This window comes from Niveispirillum sp. BGYR6, assembly GCF_027568365.1.
Taxonomy (GTDB): domain Bacteria; phylum Pseudomonadota; class Alphaproteobacteria; order Azospirillales; family Azospirillaceae; genus Niveispirillum.
The window spans coordinates 1-20,782 of record NZ_JANLNL010000023.1 but is presented as its reverse complement, the minus strand read 5'-3'; the positions used below and the strand labels follow the sequence as shown (position 1 = coordinate 20,782).

General features: G+C 62.0%; 10 protein-coding genes, 1 pseudogene and 1 CRISPR repeat array. Of the genes and pseudogenes, 2 read left to right on the top strand and 9 right to left on the bottom strand.

Annotation, left to right across the window (positions count from 1 at the left end):
* Positions 1–862: 862 nt before the first annotated feature.
* Both mobV and PCJ49_RS24390 read left to right on the top strand, forming a co-directional pair.
* The gene (mobV, locus tag PCJ49_RS24395) at positions 863–2,773 is read left to right on the top strand and encodes a MobV family relaxase (protein WP_269913274.1); all 1,911 of its coding nucleotides are present in this window, start codon (positions 863–865) and stop codon (positions 2,771–2,773) included.
* Positions 2,774–2,917: 144 nt separating this feature from the next.
* Positions 2,918–3,118: pseudogene (locus PCJ49_RS24390) on the top strand (helix-turn-helix domain-containing protein); the annotation flags it as partial.
* A 31-nt stretch (positions 3,119–3,149) separates the two neighbouring features.
* On the opposite strand, the gene PCJ49_RS24385 reads toward PCJ49_RS24390, so the two are convergent.
* The 9 genes from PCJ49_RS24385 to PCJ49_RS24815 all read right to left on the bottom strand — a co-directional run bounded on the left by PCJ49_RS24385 (position 3,150) and on the right by PCJ49_RS24815 (position 19,891).
* Complete coding sequence (locus PCJ49_RS24385; RefSeq protein WP_269913273.1) at positions 3,150–4,112, bottom strand: IS481 family transposase; 963 nt, start codon at positions 4,110–4,112, stop codon at positions 3,150–3,152.
* Positions 4,113–4,273: 161 nt separating this feature from the next.
* Positions 4,274–8,341: a CRISPR direct-repeat array (repeat unit 31 nt; unit sequence GTTTCAATCCACGCCCCCGTGAAGGGGCGAC).
* A 195-nt stretch (positions 8,342–8,536) separates the two neighbouring features.
* Positions 8,537–8,827, bottom strand: a complete 291-nt coding sequence (gene cas2 / locus PCJ49_RS24380; RefSeq protein ID WP_269913272.1) for a CRISPR-associated endonuclease Cas2 — start codon at positions 8,825–8,827, stop codon at positions 8,537–8,539.
* A 14-nt stretch (positions 8,828–8,841) separates the two neighbouring features.
* Positions 8,842–9,882 (bottom strand): type I-C CRISPR-associated endonuclease Cas1c, encoded by a 1,041-nt coding sequence (gene cas1c / locus PCJ49_RS24375; RefSeq protein ID WP_269913271.1) that lies wholly within the window; start codon positions 9,880–9,882, stop codon positions 8,842–8,844.
* A gap of 3 nt (positions 9,883–9,885) precedes the next feature.
* Positions 9,886–10,500 carry a CRISPR-associated protein Cas4 gene (gene cas4 / locus PCJ49_RS24370; RefSeq protein ID WP_269913270.1) on the bottom strand — a complete coding sequence of 205 codons (615 nt, stop codon included), beginning with the start codon at positions 10,498–10,500 and terminating at the stop codon, positions 9,886–9,888.
* 29 nt (positions 10,501–10,529) lie between these two features.
* A complete protein-coding gene (gene cas7c / locus PCJ49_RS24365) occupies positions 10,530–11,459 on the bottom strand; it encodes a type I-C CRISPR-associated protein Cas7/Csd2 (RefSeq protein ID WP_269913269.1) in 930 nt (309 codons plus the stop codon).
* A 3-nt stretch (positions 11,460–11,462) separates the two neighbouring features.
* On the bottom strand, positions 11,463–13,328 hold the full coding sequence (gene cas8c, locus PCJ49_RS24360) for a type I-C CRISPR-associated protein Cas8c/Csd1 (protein WP_269913268.1): 1,866 nt from the start codon (positions 13,326–13,328) through the stop codon (positions 11,463–11,465).
* Entirely contained in the window at positions 13,325–14,023 is a 699-nt protein-coding gene (gene cas5c, locus PCJ49_RS24355) for a type I-C CRISPR-associated protein Cas5c (RefSeq protein ID WP_269913267.1), read from the bottom strand. Before cas5c ends, cas8c begins: the two co-directional genes overlap by 4 nt.
* 16 nt (positions 14,024–14,039) lie before the next feature.
* Positions 14,040–16,322 carry a CRISPR-associated helicase Cas3' gene (gene cas3, locus PCJ49_RS24350; RefSeq protein ID WP_269913266.1) on the bottom strand — a complete coding sequence of 761 codons (2,283 nt, stop codon included), beginning with the start codon at positions 16,320–16,322 and terminating at the stop codon, positions 14,040–14,042.
* Positions 16,323–16,546: 224 nt separating this feature from the next.
* Positions 16,547–19,891, bottom strand: a complete 3,345-nt coding sequence (locus tag PCJ49_RS24815) for an AAA domain-containing protein (protein WP_269913265.1) — start codon at positions 19,889–19,891, stop codon at positions 16,547–16,549.
* Positions 19,892–20,782: the final 891 nt, after the last annotated feature.

The window sequence follows — 20,782 nt, the reverse complement described above, 5'->3', positions numbered from 1 at the left end:
CGCAATCTGCCGCCTCATTCGCGCCGCCATCCTCATCGGCTCACCCAAAACACCAATCGCCGCCTGAAATCACCAAAAACAAAACCCCGCCGAATTTCGACGGGGTTTGTCAGCAGTCTGAAATGGGGGCTGTAAAGCCCCCATTAACCGAACTGCTTTGAAAGGTAGCCGCCGACATTATCTACCAGCAACCGCACGACCGTTCTGGCGGTTGCATTGTTCTTCTCGCTGAGCGCCCCTGGTGGCCACCTGACTAAACTCTTCGTCCTGGCGACCGGACTGCCAGGAGGAATGTGGCAGCCCGGAGCGTCGCCTCGGTCGTCGTCGTTGGCACACTGGCTTGGCTCCTTATGACGCGTCCGAACGCGAGGGTCAGCATCGGGACCTATTCCAACCTTCAGGAGGCTGCCATTTGGTTCGTTGGCAGGTAGGCCGGGTAGGCGGCAGGCACGGCACGGCCAGCGCCGTGGAATGGACGGTCCGTGCGCAGGAGATAGCCACCCAATGAGACCTTCGGACTTGGCTATCGGGTAGATATGGCTTCGGTTTCCAAGCGCTGGCCGCATCCTCCGTGCTGGCGCCCAGTTCGGTAACATTTGACGCAGCCGAACCCGGGTAACGCTCCGACCCCACGGCCACGGTGATAATTTTGAAGTTGACGATGATCCGTTAAGGCGTCGGTTGGCAAGGCCCACGGTTCAACTCCGACCGGAGAATGGACGGGCGTTTCAGGGCGTGAACTTGACCACCCAGTATGCGTCTTTATAAGCTGTGAGTAATCATCCTATACTTATTATAGGAATGCGTTTTTTAAAAAAAGGTTCGTTACCGCACTTGAACTGAAATTTGTATGAGGGGGAAAATGCGCAATGTGTTCCGGATCGCCAAGTTGACGACCCCCGGCGCTATCAAAGGCGCATATGCACACAATGCCCGTGTGAACCCAACCCCCAATGCCGATCCGGCTGCCCTGGGAAACAAAGTCATGGTGGAAGGCGGTCCAGACCTGGTGGCTACTATTTTGAACAAGATTAAGGGGGTGGGGGCTAAGGTCAGGAAGGATTCCGTGCTGGCTGTGGAGGCAGTCCTTTCCGCTTCGCCTGAGTATTTTCGCCCCGATAACCCAGCGGCAGCGGGCGCCTGGAACGGTACCAAGACCCAAGCTTGGGCAAAGGCCCATTGGACCTGGGCGCAGAAGGAATTTGGAGACCGGATCGTCGATGCACGTCTGCACCTGGATGAAGCGACACCTCACCTCCAGGTTATCTTCGTACCATTGATAAAAGACCCGGGTGCCGACACCGTCCGGCTGTCTGCGTTTGAACTCATTGGCCGTAAGAACCTCCGGCGGATGCAGACCGAGTCCGCACAGGCTGTCGCGCACCTGGGCATAAGGCGAGGTATTGAGGGATCAAAGGCAACCCACACCAGCCTTAAACAATACTATGCGGAGGTAAATAGACCAGCGCCTGAGGAGCCGACGCCGGTCAACCGGCGGAAGACGCCAACACCACCGGTTATGTTATTGGAAGGGAGCCGCGAAGCTTGGGCGGAAGCCGAGAACCAAGCAGCACACGCGTACTTGAAGCAGGAGCATCGGCGCTACTCTGTGGAGGTACGGCCCCACCTGAATCGATCCAAGGCTCTGGACCGATTGACCCGGGAGAGGAACGAGGCCCTGGCGACCGCTGAGGCAGCGAACGCTCGTGCCGCGATAGCTGAGGAAGCAGCCCGTAAGGCCGAAGAGAAGGCCGAAGCAGCCAGGATCAGGGACATACCCCTGGACCGGGTGCTTGCCGCCTATGGCATGGAGAAGGTCGAAAGCGGCCGGTGGATGGGGGAGGGCAGGGATATCAGGGCGGAGGACGCAGGTTGGCGGGATGATGGTCGGACCCAGGCCCGAGGTCGTGGAGCCATCGCTCTCACCAAGCACCTGCGGCAATGCGATTATCCCGAGGCGGTAGCTTGGCTGAAACAAACCTTTGGTGCGGACCAGACCATCGCCGCCATGCTGGTCGATGCGCGGTTCCTGGCCCCGACCATTGTGGCGAAGACGGCATCACCTGCCCCATTCAGCCCCCCGATCCCGATGGTGGAGAATTGGCCGCGTGTGCGGCAGTGGCTTACAACCATGAAGCGCTTGGCTGCGGACCTGGTGGATTGGCTGCATGGTCTTGGCCGGGTTTACGCCGATGAAAAGGCGAATGCAGTTTTCCTGATGGTCGACGAACGTGGTCAACCCGTTGGTGCGGAGATCGAAAGCACGGAGGCAACCCCTTTCGCCACTTTGGCGCCTTGCAGCAGCCGCAACGCGGGTGCATTCACGATCCCGGATCGCCATGGCGGGGGTGGCCCTTTGGTGCTGGTCGAAAACGCGATCGATGCGATCAGCTACGTCCATCTCCATCTAGATCAGCATGTGGAGGTGCGGTCGACTGCTGGCGCGAGGTCACAAATCCCATGGCTGAATCGAAAGAGAGAGATCATCGTGGCCTTCGCGGCAGGCCAAGCTGGCGATCAGCTTGCCGCCAAGCTGCTGGCGGCACTGCCTCGGGCTCTCAGCCGGCGTAGTCGGCCGGCCTCCAAGAGCTGGAACGATATGATTGAGATTGACATTGGCCGCTCGCAAGCTGTCGCGGGGCGAAGTCTGAATGTGGAGATAGGTGCCCAGATTGCTCCTGCTGAGGAAGTCTCAGTCTCATTGACAAATGATCAGGCTTGGCAGGCAGATCCCGTTTCCGTGTGCGACAATGACGACGGTACGACGCCATAACTTGTGAGATCCGATGACATCCTTTCAACTTTGTGATCGCCGCCCATATTTTCAGACGCGTTAACGCTGTTGTGTTTGCTGTTGACCTCAGGGTAGCACTCGAGCGCTACCCTGAGGTCAACAGCAGCGGGGCAAAGGGCAATCATGGATCTAATCAAGGTCCGTCTTGCCTGGGTCGAACTCTACGCCAAAACAGGGGATGCTGGCTTCGTTTGCCGCCGTTGTGGCATCTCGCGGCCTACGCTGCGCAAATGGTGGCGCCGCTATCAGGCTGATGGCGAGGCCGGCTTGGTAGAGCACAGTCGCCGCCCTCACCGGCTTGCTGCCCAGAAGGTTTTTGCTGATCAGGAGCCTTGATCTGTAGGGTCTGGTAACATCATTTCAACGAAGCGACAGCAGTGTCGAGGCGGTGATCGGCAATCCTGATGCGCTCTCGGCTACTGTCGTATGCTGCGTCAACGGCTTCGCGGAGAGGGGTTTTATCCAGGAGTTCACAGACGCGGTCGATGGGCGACATGCCTTTCAGAGCCGTGTGCGGCCTATTCCAGTTCCAATGATGCTGCCAATCAGCCAGCTTAGCCTCAATCTGAGGATCCTTCGGATTGATCATGTCCCAGAATTCTTCCCGATCAGCCCGATGTGTTCGCTCGACCTTGCCGTTCAGGTGGGGTGAGCGGGGTGGGATCGGCCGGAACTTTATGGCCCAGTCCATCAGCTGCCGCTGGACGGCTGCAGCAAAGAATTCACGCCCACGATCCGTTTGGATCCGTTGGATCGGAAACGGCATTTCCTCAATGAGGCGTTCGAGAAAATCCAGCGTATTGGCGGCTGTCGCTCTCTTGTAAACGCCGAGTACCTTATATCGACTGCAGTCATCAATTGCAGTGTACTGGTAGATGCCGGGTCTGATTTTACAGACATCCATTTGAATTCGATCGCCTGGTATTGGGCGATTATACCGCCGTTCGCCTTTGCGCCATCGTCGCGGTCGCTTGAGAACCTGTTTGTTATGGCGAATGAGCGTCCGATGAATAGTGTCAAGCGCAAGATGCAGGTCGTGCTGTCGGATAAGTTCATTGCGCAGTTGTTTGACCCCGAGCCGACGTTCCCGGCGTAGTGACAGGATCAGGGCCTCCTGATCAGCAAAAACCTTCTGGGCCGCAAGCCGGTGAGGGCGGCGACTGCGCTCTACCAAGCCGGCCTCGCCATCAGCCTGATAGCGGCGCCACCATTTGCGCAGCGTAGGCCGCGAGATGCCACAACGGCGGCAAACGAAGCCAGCATCCCCTGTTTTGGCGTAGAGTTCGACCCACGCAAGACGGGCCTTGATTAGATCCATGATTGCCCTTTGCCCCGCTGCTGTTGACCTCAGGGTAGCGCTCAAGCGCTACCCTGAGGTCAACAGCAAACACAGCAGCGTTAACGCGTCTAAAAATATGGGCGGCGATCACAAAGTTGAAAGCATGTCATCGGATCTCACAACTGATCCAAGACCTAACCGTTTCAATCCACGCCCCCGTGAAGGGGCGACGGGCTCTACCCAGACGCCAGCCACCCGCACGCGCGGTTTCAATCCACGCCCCCGTGAAGGGGCGACCCCGATATGAGGTGGCCCGGCCGCCCCCCTTGTTTGTTTCAATCCACGCCCCCGTGAAGGGGCGACGCCATAGGCCAGGGCAATCCCCTTCAAGCTGCTGTTTCAATCCACGCCCCCGTGAAGGGGCGACACGGCCAATTGGAAGGCCATCGCCAATGTAGTGGTTTCAATCCACGCCCCCGTGAAGGGGCGACTTCATGGCCGCCAGCGGCTCTTGGGCGATTGAGATGTTTCAATCCACGCCCCCGTGAAGGGGCGACGGCGATTTGCGCGGGCTGCAGATGACTGCCCTGATGTTTCAATCCACGCCCCCGTGAAGGGGCGACCCCCCCGGCCGCCTTTCAAATCGACGACTTCAAGTTTCAATCCACGCCCCCGTGAAGGGGCGACCGTCTATATCCGTGGCATCATCGCGGCGTTCGAGGTTTCAATCCACGCCCCCGTGAAGGGGCGACCTTTCCAGCCCGCCAAACACGCCACATGGGAGCCGGTTTCAATCCACGCCCCCGTGAAGGGGCGACCGGTCTAATTTCGAAGAATGCCCCTGCGATTTTGGAGTTTCAATCCACGCCCCCGTGAAGGGGCGACCCGTCCGAGGGCTTAAATCTAACCGGATGGCTTGGGTTTCAATCCACGCCCCCGTGAAGGGGCGACGCTTGGTGAGTTCAAGGGCATCAAGGGCGCGGATAGTTTCAATCCACGCCCCCGTGAAGGGGCGACCGCCCTGCGTTCCTGCGGTTTTCCGCACGGTGCGGTTTCAATCCACGCCCCCGTGAAGGGGCGACCATCAGGTCCGGCCAATATTCGCCATTTTCCCAGCGTTTCAATCCACGCCCCCGTGAAGGGGCGACCCAAAGGTCTTACGGCCCCACGACAATATATCATCGTTTCAATCCACGCCCCCGTGAAGGGGCGACCCAGTACCACGCGGCCTACAGCGCGGTTTCCGCAGTGTTTCAATCCACGCCCCCGTGAAGGGGCGACCTCAAACTCTTCTGTCGCCTCTTTGATCGGATCTGAAGTTTCAATCCACGCCCCCGTGAAGGGGCGACCCTGACGGCGTTTTTCGGGGGTGTCTGGGACGGGCTGTTTCAATCCACGCCCCCGTGAAGGGGCGACCCATCAGACATGCCGGCAGAAAGGCCCAGATCGTTGTTTCAATCCACGCCCCCGTGAAGGGGCGACCGGCTGATCCAATCGATCTTGGGTCATTCCAGATTGGTTTCAATCCACGCCCCCGTGAAGGGGCGACCCTGGCCAAGCCGGGGGCGTCGCCATGCGCATGACGGTTTCAATCCACGCCCCCGTGAAGGGGCGACGGCTGGCAAAGGCAATGGCCTTGGCATCGGCACCGTTTCAATCCACGCCCCCGTGAAGGGGCGACCTGGCATTGGGCTATTCGGCTGCTGAGGCTGTCAGTGTTTCAATCCACGCCCCCGTGAAGGGGCGACCCGGCCGACCCAGCTCCAGCTACTACCTGACCAAGGTTTCAATCCACGCCCCCGTGAAGGGGCGACCCCGCCACCCCCTGTTCACAATCAAGCACGAGGGGTTTCAATCCACGCCCCCGTGAAGGGGCGACCACGAGGCGATCCTGGGCGACATGACCACCCCGATGTTTCAATCCACGCCCCCGTGAAGGGGCGACCCGCTTGACGCAGTGCCGGCCATCGCAGCGGAGTAGTTTCAATCCACGCCCCCGTGAAGGGGCGACCGGCGCTGGCGAAGATCATGGTCGCCCATATGGCGTTTCAATCCACGCCCCCGTGAAGGGGCGACCCCGCGTCTATTTGGTGCTGTGGCAGGTGATCGTGGTTTCAATCCACGCCCCCGTGAAGGGGCGACCGCGATCACGTCGATTGTCTTCACCACCTGCTGCGTTTCAATCCACGCCCCCGTGAAGGGGCGACCGACCGTGCGGACAGCGCGGCCGGCAAGGGGTACCGGTTTCAATCCACGCCCCCGTGAAGGGGCGACCGATTAATGAGGTGTCCGGCAAGGGCTATCTCAACGTTTCAATCCACGCCCCCGTGAAGGGGCGACCGATCCCAGCCGCTGGCGGCAATTGACCCAGGCGGTTTCAATCCACGCCCCCGTGAAGGGGCGACCCCATGTCTTTCAGCGTATTGGCCAAGCCGGCTTGGTTTCAATCCACGCCCCCGTGAAGGGGCGACCATCTAGTGGAGCAGGTTGCTGGCCTGATCTTAGAGTTTCAATCCACGCCCCCGTGAAGGGGCGACCGGCCGTGCTGGTCTTGCGGCAACAGTAGGTCAAGGTTTCAATCCACGCCCCCGTGAAGGGGCGACCCTCCCCGCCGGAGGCACGGGCGGGCGGGAGCCCGCCAGTTTCAATCCACGCCCCCGTGAAGGGGCGACCCAGCGATTATGAGGCGGATGCCAAGGCGCTGGCGGTTTCAATCCACGCCCCCGTGAAGGGGCGACCCCGCCGCCCATAGCAGCGGGCGTGACACCAACGAAGTTTCAATCCACGCCCCCGTGAAGGGGCGACCGGCTGCGGGCTGCCCGTGAGGTGATGCAGGTAGCAGTTTCAATCCACGCCCCCGTGAAGGGGCGACCACCGGGACTCATCAGGCGGTCAGTAGGACATGATGGTTTCAATCCACGCCCCCGTGAAGGGGCGACCCGCCTGCGTCGGGCGTGCGGTAATGCCACATCGTGTTTCAATCCACGCCCCCGTGAAGGGGCGACCAAGCGTCGATAGACCGCCAGAGCGCGGAGGCGCGGTTTCAATCCACGCCCCCGTGAAGGGGCGACCTGCCCACGCAGGCGTTCGCTGCCCTGGTTGACGGGGTTTCAATCCACGCCCCCGTGAAGGGGCGACCCATGTGCTGTCGCCGGGGGGCGAGATGCTGACCCTGTTTCAATCCACGCCCCCGTGAAGGGGCGACTCCTGCGCCAGGGCGATGATGTCAGGATTGCCCAGTTTCAATCCACGCCCCCGTGAAGGGGCGACCCGCCGATCTGCGCGCCGATATCATCGCCCTGCAGGTTTCAATCCACGCCCCCGTGAAGGGGCGACCGGTCAATATCGTACTTTGGTGACGCAAGCTATTTGTTTCAATCCACGCCCCCGTGAAGGGGCGACCACCTTGTTGTCGAAGACATCGGCCAGCGATGCGCAGTTTCAATCCACGCCCCCGTGAAGGGGCGACCAAAGCTTCTGCGGCCGATGCCCCGGACAGGCAAGGTTTCAATCCACGCCCCCGTGAAGGGGCGACCATGGGGGCCGGCGCACTCGGTGAGCATATCGCGGTTTCAATCCACGCCCCCGTGAAGGGGCGACCGGCACCTCAACAGGAGCCGGGCCGGCGGATACAGGCTGTTTCAATCCACGCCCCCGTGAAGGGGCGACCGTATGGCCGGCGGGCAGCGTGACAGCGCCGGGCGTTTCAATCCACGCCCCCGTGAAGGGGCGACCTCGCACTGATGCGCAGCAGGGCGACAGTGACACCGTTTCAATCCACGCCCCCGTGAAGGGGCGACCCCGTCTGCGTAGCTAACCGGGCAACCGCCCGGTTGTTTCAATCCACGCCCCCGTGAAGGGGCGACCCGGCAAAGAGCCAGGGCGGTGCGGGATGAGCCAAAGTTTCAATCCACGCCCCCGTGAAGGGGCGACCGCCTTCAACGAGCAGGGCTATGTCGCCAATCGGGTGTTTCAATCCACGCCCCCGTGAAGGGGCGACCAGCGTATCCCGCAGCCCTTCCACACCGCAGTTCTGTTTCAATCCACGCCCCCGTGAAGGGGCGACCATCGGCGTGCTGAACATGATGCACCGGGTTCCGGGTGTTTCAATCCACGCCCCCGTGAAGGGGCGACCCAGATGAACCAATCGGCACCGTCGTCACCAAGCAGTTTCAATCCACGCCCCCGTGAAGGGGCGACCGCTGTACTGCGCTGCGGCCAGCCCCTGAAACGAAAGTTTCAATCCACGCCCCCGTGAAGGGGCGACCCGCCTTAGAATATACACTTGTCCAAGAAGGAACAATCGCTTGCTGTGCGCGAACCTTGGTGTTTGGTTCGTCGTTTGTATGGCCAGCAACCATATGTGGAGTTTAAGTTATTGTCTTTCAACGGTGTTTTCCAGCGCGAACATCATACGCTCTGCATGATCGCTTAAGGTTCGCGCACCGCACGTACTGCTTTGCTCAAAAGATCAGTGGGGCATCGAAATCCTGGGCGGGTTTGGCACCCACATGTTCGATCCGCCGGGCGGCGTTGGCACCCAGATGGTAGAAGCGTAGACTATCCACAGCGGGATCGATTTCCCCCACCAGCCTTGCCCGCAGGGCCACCCATTGTGCCGGTTCCACCTCACATTCGAAGACCGAAAATTGCACGCGCTGGCCAAAATCCTGGCAGGCGCGGGCGATGCGGCGCAGACGGCGGCGGCCTGCCGTGTCTTCGGTTCGGACATCATAGGTTATCAGCATCAGCATAGGCGGGGCACACCCTATTTCCAGAGAAATGGCGGGTATCGGTCAAGGTCACCGCGCAGGTGCCGGGCCAGCAGCCGGGCCTGGATATGGGCGATCAGGCCGATGGTCACCTTTTCTTCCAGGAAGGGATGCACCAGCTCCTCCCGCTTGCGTTCCTGATAGGTCGCCAGCACGGTTTTGCGCGCGTCATCGCGCAGCATCACGGCCCCGCCTTCGTGCTGTTCAAAATCCCGTGCTGTCACTTGTCCACGGTTCAACAATGACAGGGCCACGCGATCGGCCAGCAGGGGACGCAGCTCCTCCATCATGTCCAGCGCCAGCCCGGCACGGCCCGGCCGGTCGCGGTGCAGGAACCCCACCTGCGGGTCCAGCCCCACCACCTCCAACGCGGACCGGCAATCATGGCCCAGAATGGCGTATAGAAAGGAAAGCAGGGCGTTGGGCACGTCCAGCGGAGGTCGGCGGCTGCGCCCCCGGAACCGCAATTCCGGCGCGCCGGCGCGGATCAGATGATCGAACACGCCAAAATAGGCGCTGGCCGCGTCGCCTTCCAGCCCGCGCACCCGGTCCAGATCGGGCTCATCAGCGGCCAGACGGGCGGCGTCGCCCAGGCGGCGCTGGGCATCGTCGATGGCGGCGGCTTGATCAGCGGCCAGAGAGTTGCCATGATCGCGCAGGGCGCGGCGCAGAACTGTCCGCTGGTTTGCCACTTTGCCAGCGACAATGGCCCCGGCGATGGTGGCTGATGCTGCGGGATCGTCGGCCTGCCGGTATTGGCGGCGGCGTAGCAGCACATTGCCGGACTGCGCCCCCTCCACCCTGGCGATGAACTTGCCATATTCAGACAGGAAGCTGACACCAATCCCCTGTTCTGCGCAGAAGCCCATCAAGGCGGGCGACATGCCAACCCGGCCAAAGCAGACCACGCCCCCCATCATGTGGGCGGGCACCCGGCCCCGCTCCTGTCCCTCCACCTCCACCACAATATTGGCCCCGTCCTTGCGCAGCCACGCGCCCTCTGTGGTGACGAACAGGGTGTTCAGATGCTGGCGCATGGTTCAATCCCGCAATTGCCGACGCAGCCAGCCGGCCACATCGGGATGGTGGGCCAGCGGGCGCGGCTGGCAGAGGTCGACCAGGGAGCATTGGCCACATTTGCGCGTCTCGAAGACAGGCGGGGGCGTGGTGCCGCTGGTCAGCATGGAAGCCACCTCTGCGGCCACCTGTTCAGTCAGCGCGCGCAAGGCGGCGTCAAAAACAATATCCGTGCGTCGTCGGGTCTCCCCATAGAACAGGGCACCGGTGGGGACGGGTTGGTCGAACATTTCTTCCAGGCACAAAGCCTGGGCACAAAGCTGCACCTCATCCGCGCGGTGGGATTTGGGGCGGCCCCGTTTATATTCGACGGGGAAGGGAACCGTGCCGCGCAGTTCCACCACATCCGCCACCCCAACCAGATGGAGGCGGTGACAGCGCAGCGGCAGGGCCCGCAGGGTGCGCACCTCCCCCCGCTTGGTTCGGCCCGGTTGATCGGCGCGTTCATGCAGGATGCGGCCATCGGCGGTGGCGGCATTTTCCGCCCATTGCCGTTCCAGATGGATCAGGGCGCATTGGCGCGGGCAGAACAGCCAATGTTGAAGGGCCGACAGCGGGATCGGGTCGTCACGTTCCATGCTGTCGGCCCTCCATTTTTCAATCAGGCTCAGAACCGCTCGATGATCTCCACCCCCGCCGGCAGCCCGTCGTGGTTGATGGTCACGGCATAGTCGGCGAAGCTGCGGGCTGGCGGCCAATTGTCGGTGCGGGGGTCCTTCACCGGCACCTCGCTGCCGGCATGGCGGCGCAGCACCTGCACCCGGTCAAACAGGCCAGGGGCAGCGGCATTGCCCAAGGCATTGGCATGTTTGAACAGGATCAGCTTGCGGCTGCCCATTTCGCCGCGCGCGGCGGAACGGTCATGGTCGAACATCTGTTCCAGCGCCGACCAGAGCAGGTCCAGGTCCGCCTCCGAAAACCCCGTCTTTTCCGCCAGTTTGGCCGAGATATAGCCATGGGCGCGGTACAGCCCATAGGGGATGATGTGCTTGCGGCCCATGGTGCGGTTTTCCCGCCGCGCGCCGTCGGCCTCGCCTTCCGTTGTCGCGGCCATGCGGGTGATGGAGATTTCCAGCGGCAGGACGGGTTCCACCGACTGGGCAAAGGCGAACTGCACCGGCCCCCGCACCTGTCCGCAATTGATGCCGGTGCCCATCACGGCCCCGAAGGTGCGCACGTCGAAGAAATTGTCGCACATGAACTGGCGGACGGCCTTTTCTTCCTCGTCCCCCTTGGGCGTCAGCTTCTTGGCGGTGGCCACATCGGCATCGCCCGGCCGCACGGCCTTATAGGCTTCGCGGTGCTTCTCGTTCAGGATCGCCCCTTCCTGAACATAGATGCCCTTGCCAGCCTCCCCCTCATGGAACAGGCCCACGAAGTTGCGGATCTTGCGCTTCAGGCAGACATCGGTGACCAGACCGTGGTTGGTTTCCGGGTCCAGGCGCGGCAGGTTGCCGGCATCCGGGTCGCCATTGGGGTTGCCGTTGGTGACATCGAACAGGAAGACGAATTCGTAACGATTATTCAGAACACTCATGGATCAATCCTCCTGCCCCTGGTTGCCGGCCTCTTCGCCGGCCTTGGCACTGCGTTCATTGCGTTGATGGTAATAGCCGACGACGAAGCGCCCCTGATCCTCCAGCCCGAAATGCCGGGGCAGGGTGGTGGCCAGCCCATCCATGATCTCGCCCACCTGTCCTTCGAACCAGCCGGCCAGCCGCTTGCTCTCAGGCTTCTTGCGCAGGACCGACAGATGGTGGTTCGATCCGCGCAGCAGCAGCGGGAACACGGCGGACGGCGTGGCCGATGCGGCCCCGAAATACCGGTCGCGAATGCTGGCATTGACGCTGCCCAAGGCGCGGTACTGGATACTTTCCAGCACGGCGAACAGCCGGCCCAGCCGGTAGGCCGCGTTTGTCTCTTCCCTGTCCAGGCTCACGTACAGTTCCTCCTTGTAGCGAACGGGCGTCTCATCTTTCTGATGGCGCAATCGGCCCAGACGGGCTTGGCGGACAAACCATGCTTTGCAGATGGCGGCACGTGCAGCCATCACCCAGGGTTTGTCTGTGTCGTCACCGGCCCGGATACGACTAATTACCGCCGAAACCAATGACAGCGGATAGGAGTGGTTGGGGTCCATGATGGCGCGCATGACTTCCCCTCCCAGCAGTTGGGGGATGTTCTCGCGCTTACCCATCAAGGCAGCCGGATAAAGCAGAGCCTCTGCTTTCGGTTCCCCCTTCCAGGCCGGCGGGTCCAGCCGCAGGTCCGACCAGTGCCAGCGCAGCGCCGAGGCGAAATCGCCCAGCGTCGTTTCCTGCCAGAACCGCACCGACAGGCGGGCGGCATTGGGGGCCAGACCCAGGATGTAAAAGCGCGTGGCTGGATCGACGGTTACGGATGCCCGTTCCACCGGCATCCCCCTGGCCAGCTTTTCCAGCGCGTCGCCGACCTTGCGTGCCTCCTGCGCATCGGTCGGGATGTCCTCATCCTCATCCGCGAACCGGGGGGCCAGGGCGGCAGCGGCCAGCGCTTCAGCTTCCTTGGCCGCCTCTCTGGCCGCCGCAATGCCCGACGCATCGGCCCAGAAGGCGACAGAGGTATCGCCCACCTGCACCCGGTTCTCGCTGCCCTTGGCCAACAGCGCGTTCAGCGCCGTGCCATAGCCGAAGGCCGCCGCTTCCGACACCGGCGCATTGCCGCCCTGTTCCTTGGCGTAGGAGGTAAAGGCATCCAAATTGAAGGACACCAACGAGGCTCCGGAGCTTTGCGCGCCCCAGACCCCCTTGATGGCGGGATGCAGGCGGGCGGCGGGGGCCTGTTCGCCCGTAACCAGACACATCTGTTTGTTGCTGGCGGTGGCTGCCAGTTCCCGACGCCAGATTTCCTGCGCGGCGGGCCGTTCATGCAGGAACTGGCCGGGATAATCCTCGTCCAGCGCGAAGACGATATTCTGGTCCAGAATCTCCGTGTCCCAACCCTGATCCGCAAACGCATCCGGGTTCCAGGCCCGCAGGAAGGCCAGCAGGGCCAGCAGGCCTGGATCATCGCTTTGGCCCAGGGCCGCCTCATGCTTTTCCCGGAACGCGGCCAGATGCGCGGGATAGGTGGCAAGCCCGCCGCTGGCCTTGTCCTTGCCCAGCCCCAGCACGAATTTCGTATTGTCCCACAGGAAGAAGGCGCGGGGCGTCACACCGGGCCGTTTGAAACTGGCGGGGACGGGCAGGGGCGTGGGCGGGCGCTTCTTATCGGTGCCGCGCAGATCATCGGGCGGGCGGGACAGGGTGCCATCCCGGTTCAGCACCAGACAGAACCCGATGCCTTCGGTGGTGAAGCCGAAGGGCGGGGCCGCCCCCTCGGCCAGCAGCCGGTCATAATGCCGGTTCAATGCCACCAGGATGGTCATGACCGCACCTCCCCGCTATGCCGGTCCGGGACGGTCAGCACGCCGTCGTAAAGCTGCGCCCGGAAAAACAGCGGCACACAACGGTCATCGCAGCGATGCCCGCCCGGATCGCCATGGTGATCCATGTCCAGCAGCATCCAGCCCAGATCCTTGTTAACCTGATCCGCTGGCAGATTGTGGGCGGGGACAGGGTCGGTCCATAGCTCGAACGACGCCGGAAATTCCCGCGACCCGAAACAGGGTTGCTGGAAACATTGCCCGGCGGCGGCGCGACGGTTGAAGATGTCAAGGTGTTTGCCGGGGTTGTCATCTGGCCCGGCGCGGTCGGTCATCTCAAAATGCGCTTCGATGATGTAATCGACATGGCGCAGCAGGGTGGCGGCCCGCTGCTGCCGGTCCTGATCGGCGCGGGTGTAAAGGTCGGTGACATGCCCGGCCTTCATGGCCTGCTTCACCTTGGCCACCGGCACCTTGGATGCCACCTCGTTGCGGCGGATCGACATGAACTGAATGGGATTCAGCACATGGATGCGATCCACAACCCAGGTGATGGCTGGTTTCCAATGCACCGCCTCCAGAATGCCGCGCGCGGCAGAGGGCGTCAGGACGTCGTAGGACACCCTTTCCACCTTCATCTCCGGCCTGGAGAAACAGGCAAAATCACCCCGCACGCGCAGTTTCACGCCGAATGGCATTCGCCTTTTCCTCCCCTCACATGAATCCATTGCCAATGTCCCGATATGTCGGGTCATCCCAACGCAGGCCGGCCTTCGCGTCATACAGGTCGTTGTTGGTCAGCAGCACAAACTGATCCCCGTAAAGGTCGGGCCGCACATACTCTACCGCCTTCGCCTCCCGCAGTTTGTCCCGCGCCCTGATCGGCACCTGCACCATGTAGGGCTGGAGCTGGCGGGCGATGGCACCGGGGGAGGAGACATAGGACAGGGCGTTGATCAGTTCCTTGATCTTCTCTGCCGCTGGCTTGTACGGCACGATCACCGGGGCCTGGGTCTCGTCGATCAGGCGGAACAGCCGGGCCACGGTTTCATAGGGGAACAGCAGCGTGTCGGCCCGATCCTCCAGTATTTTCAGGATGTTATGCTTGTCCAGCGCCCCGGCCAGCCCCTTTTTCCAATAAAGTTCCTGGAAATAGGCACGGATGGCATCCAGGCCCAGCGGGTCATCAGTCCGTGACAGCACCCGGGCGGCCGTGTCGGCGAAGACCTTCAGATCGGCGGGCGGGCGGTGGCCCTCTTCATCCGCCGGATCGAACAGCAGGACACGCCCGCCCTCGCGCCCATGTTCCCCGTGGCGGTTACAGCGTCCCGCCGCTTGGGCCACGCTGTCCAGCCCGGCCAGCGCCCGCATCACCAGCGGAAAGCTGATATCCACGCCCGCTTCCACCAAGGAGGTGGCGACGACGCGCACGGGCCGCTGTTGCGCCAGATCCTCCCGGATGTCGGCCAGCACCGCGCGGCGATGTTCCGCGCACAGCGCCGTGGTCAACAGGCGGGGTTCCGCCCTGTCTGCGGCCTTCAGGGCGGCATAGAGGTCGGCGGCATGGCGGCGGCTGTTGACGATGGTCAGGCATTGCGGCGCGCTTTGCATCGCCGTCACCAGGGCCGCCACATCGGGCCGACCGGGCATGGTTTCCACCCGCACACGCTTCAGGGCCTGATACAGCCCCACCGGGTCTGGCGCCAGTTCCCGCACATTGTCCAACCCGTCGGCGAACAGCTTGCTGCTGTTCACAGCAGGCTGGGTCGCGGTACACAGCACCAGGGTGCAGCCGAAATCACGGGCCAGCGCATCAATCAATTTCAGACAGGGGCGCAGCAGCGGCTGGGGCAGGGTCTGTGCCTCATCCAGGATGATGACGCTGCCGGCGATGTTATGCAGTTTGCGGCATTTGCCGGGACGGTTGGAAAACAGGCTTTCAAAGAACTGCACCGCCGTGGTCACCACCACGGGCCGGTCCCAGTTTTCCGCCGCCAGACGCGCCTTCTTGCCACCATCCGGGGCCTCGGCATCGCTGACACCTGTATCTTGTCGTTCGGAGCCGCCGTCAAAGCCGCTGTGATGTTCCAGGATGGCATCATCATCCCCCAGCGCCTTGCGGAACACATCCGCCGTCTGTTCCACAATGCTGGTGAAGGGGATGACATAGATGATCCGCCGCTTGCCCCAGTGCTGCGCATGGTCCAGGGCAAAGGCCAGGGAAGCCAGCGTCTTGCCCCCGCCGGTCGGGACGGTCAGGCTGAACAGGCCCGGTTCCTGTGTGGCACCCGTCAGCACATGGGCCAAGACCTGGGAACGCAAGTCGTTGATGGTCCCCAATGCCGAATTTTCCGCCACATCGGCCTTTGCCTTGGCGGCAAGGGCTGCCAGATGGTCGGTCAACCGGTCCCGCAACATTCCAAGACTGGTATCGCACCCGCGCTGCACAGGCTGCTGGTTCAGGTGGGCATAAAAAGCCTCCGTCGCCAGCCGGTCGGCATCGATCAGGGTGGAGAATAACATGCGGCCCAACAGGGAGCGGCGGAGCCCGCTATCCAGATGCTTGATGGAGCTGCGGACCTGTTCCGGTGCCGGCGGCTCCGCCCCGTCGGGAGAGGTCAGATTGCCCTTATACCGGTCCAGCCGGCTTTTCAGGCTGCTGAGTTGTCCCTTCTCACCATCACCATCGGCCAGCCCTGCATGGTGCCCCGCGATGGATGCCGCCAGCAAGGGGCCCCACGACCGCCCATAATGCTGACAGGCAATGGCGGCACCGGCCGTCGAATGATCCGGGCTGGGACCCTGGCCCCGGATATAGAGTTGATAGGCCTGCGCCATCTTCCCCACATCATGCAGCAGCCCCAATGCCTTACCCGCTACCTCATACCCAAAGGCCCCGGCAAACCGCATTGAAAGGGCGGCGACACAGAGGAGGTGATCAGCGAGAGGTTCCCAGGTTCCGTAATCACCCTCACGGCCAGAATGGGCAAAAATCATTAGGGCGGTTTCCTGTGGTGGAAAATATATTCAGCGCACAAACAAAACGGATGAATCTCCACTCATGAACAATTTAAGAGAGTTATTTTTGAAATTCAACTTTGAATATATGTATCATGGCTGCCTTGCTCATCCCCTCCGTGACGGCTGTGGGCGTAAGGTAATTCCGTTCGCGCTGTTATACCCGCCGGATTGCTGCCGACGTCCGATCCTGGGGAGCCATCTCACCATCTTTTGGCTCCCAACGCGCTAAATTCCTCCCATAGGGTTTTAGCATGATGCTGAACTGGAACACCGCGCAGGGCGAAGGAGGTCTCCTTCCGGCTATAGGCCGGGGTACGGTTGGCGGATAGCCAATTGAACGACCCTTCGACCAGCAGCGCGTCATCCGCAGCAAGGGTTTTGGCGTGTACCTTGCTGGTGACCATGACCGTAGCGCCGGCCTTGGCCAGGGCGGTGCGCAGGGGGGCAGTGTCGGTCTCGCCGGTGGATTCCTGGGAGGTTGACATGCCAGTATAGATCGTCACCTCCACGCCCGCGCTGCTCGCCACTTCAACAAGGTTGAGGATCTGGTCAGCCTTGATGGCGGCCTCGGTCAGGAAGGGGGAGGAGACCAACAGCCGCTCCCGGGCGATCTGGAACGCTTCCAGCAGCAGGGCGCGGTGCCGATCGGTCCCCTCGATCCGCTCCATTTGGGTGGCGACGCTGGCATAGGCCAGGGCCGGGCGCACATCGGTCAATTCGTTGTCGGGGTCACGATAAAGATGCCGCGCGAGGACGGACGAGGGAGCATGACCGGCTGCCGCATCAAACAGAGCCATGTCGCCGATGACGACGAAGGCATTTTTGGCCCGGCTCACGGCGACGTTCAGCATATGAACGCCACGGTCGAAGAAGGGGCGGCTGCCGTTTGAGGAGGCAAAGGTAACTGTGGGCGAGAACACGACCAGATGGCGCTCCATTCCCTGGAGGGTGTGGACGGTTCCCACCGTCACCATCGCGGCCTCAGCCCCCAGGTGCTTTTCCAGCGCCTGGCGGAGCACCCGGCATTGCGAACCGAAAGGGGTGATGACCGCCACGCGCTCTTCTGGCGGGCCACCATAGCGCGTGTTCAAGCTGTTCCAATGGCGGGCCAGCCATTCAGCAATGGCCTCGGCCTCCACCATATTGGTCCAGGATTTCCCAGCCCGTTGTGCTTGTCCCCGCACATGGGCCCAGGACATGGGGGCAATCCAGGGATCGCTCTCCTCCAGCTTCATGCCGATGAGGCGTTTGTAGACCAGATCGTTGCAGAAGCTGATGACCTTCGGCACGCAACGGAAATGTTCGCGCAGCATGATGCCGGGAACTTGGGTGTCGCTATCGCCAAAGGCCGTTGCCATCTGGATTGCCGCCATCACAGACCCGCCAGCGTGGTTCAATCCCTGGCGTCGACACGCGAGCAACTGGGCATCGGTGAAGCCCTGCGCCACCATAAGCTGCTCATCCGACGCTTCGGAGAAATTCTCCACGGGCTGCAACTGATGCACGTCGCCCACGGCGACCGCCCGGCGGGCGAGGCCCAGCAGGCCCAAACCCAAATCAGGGGCGACCTGACCGGCCTCATCATAGATCAGCAGGTCGATGGGCTGCGGCAACGGCTGAGTACCGTCCCGGTCGCCGCCATAATAGCAATTATGCTGTGCCACCTTGTAGACCGTGCCGACGATGCAGGGGACGATATGGGCGCAAGCCGTCAGGAAGAGCGGGCGGGTCGCCCGCCCCTTATAGCCACCGGTGCCGGTCCATGCCTCGCTCCACTCATTGGTGCGCTGTAGAAATTGCCCTTCGCGCAGACGCAGGGCCAGGTCAAAGGCGCGGGCGCGCAGCTCATTGTCCATCCGGGCCTGAAAGGCAGCGTCAAATTCCGGGCTGTCAGGTTCGGTCCCCACCCAGTCGCGCAGGGCTTCGGCGTTCTGGCGGCCTTCGGTATTGGCGCGCAGCAATTCCGACCGCTCGTTTGCCAAGGCGTTTATCCGCGCTTGGGCCACCGTTTCGGCATCGGGGGGCAGGGTATCCAGGCGCTTGGCCTGAAACTGGGCATCGACCTTTGTGAAGACAGTCATCAGTGTGGACAGGGTCGGCGTATCCGGGGGTAGGATGGCCAGGGAGATAGCACTCTGCCGCAACAATTCGGCGCGGGCGGTGTCGATACCGCCAACGAAAGAAAACAGCTTCATCCACCAGGGGTGCAGGCTGGCGCGATGGTGCAGCATGTTGATGGCATTCTCATGCTCTCGGCGGATATTCTGCTGGCGCTGCTGCTCTTCCTGTCGGCGCTTGGCAAGGCGCGCCAGATTCGCCACGGCTTCCGCTTCTGCTGTGGCCAGGGCGGCGATACGGTCTGCAATAGTGGCCCTGGCCGCCAGCCAGCGCGCAACCTCCTCCCTGCGACGGGATTGCAGGTCAATCTGGGCGACGACATGGTTCAGCGCTGCGGTCAGCATGGCACATGCGGTGGCGATCTCGTCACCATCGGGATCAATGGCACGGAACTGGTCGCCCATCGCCTGCTGCCACGCGGCGAGCCGGGCCAGGAAATATACGCGCGCCTCTTCCTGATAGGGCTTGGCAAACACGCGGATGCGCAGATCGTCGAAGATCAGACTATCCTTGGCTTTTGCCTTGGCGTCATCCGATGCGACAAAGGCTACCCACTGGTCGATTTGCGGCAGCCAGCGCTGCCCCTCAAGCGACGCGCCGGCACCGGACTTGCCGATATCATTGGCGGCATTCAGCACCGCCTGATTGTTGGTAGAGGTGATGATGATGCGGGGCGGTTCCCGCCCCTGAACGGCGGCGCGGACCACGGTGTCGGCGATCAGGCTTTTCAGCAGGCTGGTCTTTCCCGTGCCCGGTGGGCCGTTAACCGCCAGGACCTGTCCATCCTCCAGCAGGGCCGCCGCTGCAACCGCATCCCGTTGCTTGGCATTCAAGGCACGCCCGCCGGTATGGCCCAGCCGGCGCGTGTTGGCGGGAACGGTGGCCACTGATCGGCCCTGACCGCCCGTGAGGATGGCTGCCAAAGCGGCTGGTGGCTGGTCTGTCTTCGCCCAGGCATCATAGAGGGGGAGCAACAGCTTGCTGGGGGATGAACTGCGATCCCAGGCCAGTACCAGTGGTTGCTCGCGCTGCCATCCTGCCGGCAGCCACTGGCCGGCAGGCTCATCGGCTATGTTGGCGAACATGGCCTCGGCATAGGCCAGTCGGGCGGACCAGTCCTCCTCCCGATTCACCACTTGTTCGCGAATGGCGGCGTCATACTCGTCATAGGTCGCCACCGGGGGCGGCCAGGCATTGGTTCTGTCCCCTACGGGCGGGTCCAGCAATGGACGGGGGATGAAGGGGAGATGGTTCAGATCTGGCCGCAACCTGCCATCAGGGTTCAGGGTTGCGGGCACCCAATAGAGGGGCAATTGGTCGCCATCGGCTGTGCGTGACCGACCACTGACCAGGGATATGCAGTAAGGTGCGACCACCACGGGGATGGGGAAGCGCTCAACCGATTCCTTTCTGGAAGCGTCACTCACATCCTTGCCACCGCGTTTCCGCTCAGCCGTCGTCGGCGTGGCAGATTGCTTCTGGCGCAATTGACCATACAGCCTCTCCACGATGGTGGCCGGCAGCTGTCCCTGGTTTACTGCGTCAGAATCAATAGACTGTGCCCCAGCCATATCCGGCGACCGGAGAAGCCCTTCCCGAAGGCACTGGCGCCAATACCGGATCAGCGATATCGGGAAGCTATCGGTGTTTGACGAGGCGCACGGTTCCAGGGACATGGATCATCCAGGGGGGGCGTAATTCAATTGGTTCTTTCTTATTTTGAGATACAAGTTATTGCAACCCTGTGGAAGGGGGAGCAGATAAAAGGCCAGGACTTGGCTTCCCAATATATGTCATCATCAAGAATGTTATGCCTGCAACCGGAGAAGAGATCGGATCGAAGGCGAGGGGGAGCTTCGGTGGCTTCTGCGAGGATATCTATATTAGGTGATGATCCCAGCGTATCCAGCCGATCTTGATGGGCGAGGTATCGCTGATCTGATACGCACGCTGATGGATGCCACCGCTTTACCGCTTATGACCTCACGCCCCTGTCCACCACCATAAGGCATATGCATCCATGACAGCGGACCACACACGAACCTGGGAACTGTTAAACAGCGATCGAAGGGTCAGCATACCATCGGCCAAATCCTGTCCCCGCATCCACCGACGTTACAACAACCCGTCCAGCCCCCGCTGGACGGGTTGTTGCGTTCAGGATCTCAGCCAACTTGCCGTGAAGCTCCGCCTGTACCGTAAGCGTCAGCCGATGCCCGTCTTGCGGAACGTCTGATAACTGAGATTCTGCCGCCCCCTGATTTGGTGGTGGCGGATGGTGGGAATTTTGGAAATGGACGGTCTTGGGAGTGCTCGTA

Bases quoted from the DNA above. Each gene is read 5' to 3' on its own strand.
- cas8c (WP_269913268.1), bottom strand. From the start codon at position 13,328: ATGACCATCCTGGTGGCATTGAACCGGCATTATGACCGGCTGCTGGCC.
- cas7c (WP_269913269.1), bottom strand. From the start codon at position 11,459: ATGAGTGTTCTGAATAATCGTTACGAATTCGTCTTCCTGTTCGATGTC.
- cas2 (WP_269913272.1), bottom strand. From the start codon at position 8,827: ATGCTGATGCTGATAACCTATGATGTCCGAACCGAAGACACGGCAGGC.
- cas4 (WP_269913270.1), bottom strand. From the start codon at position 10,500: ATGGAACGTGACGACCCGATCCCGCTGTCGGCCCTTCAACATTGGCTG.
- PCJ49_RS24385 (WP_269913273.1), bottom strand. From the start codon at position 4,112: ATGGATCTAATCAAGGCCCGTCTTGCGTGGGTCGAACTCTACGCCAAA.
- cas3 (WP_269913266.1), bottom strand. From the start codon at position 16,322: ATGATTTTTGCCCATTCTGGCCGTGAGGGTGATTACGGAACCTGGGAA.
- mobV (WP_269913274.1), top strand. From the start codon at position 863: ATGCGCAATGTGTTCCGGATCGCCAAGTTGACGACCCCCGGCGCTATC.
- cas1c (WP_269913271.1), bottom strand. From the start codon at position 9,882: ATGCGCCAGCATCTGAACACCCTGTTCGTCACCACAGAGGGCGCGTGG.
- cas5c (WP_269913267.1), bottom strand. From the start codon at position 14,023: ATGCCATTCGGCGTGAAACTGCGCGTGCGGGGTGATTTTGCCTGTTTC.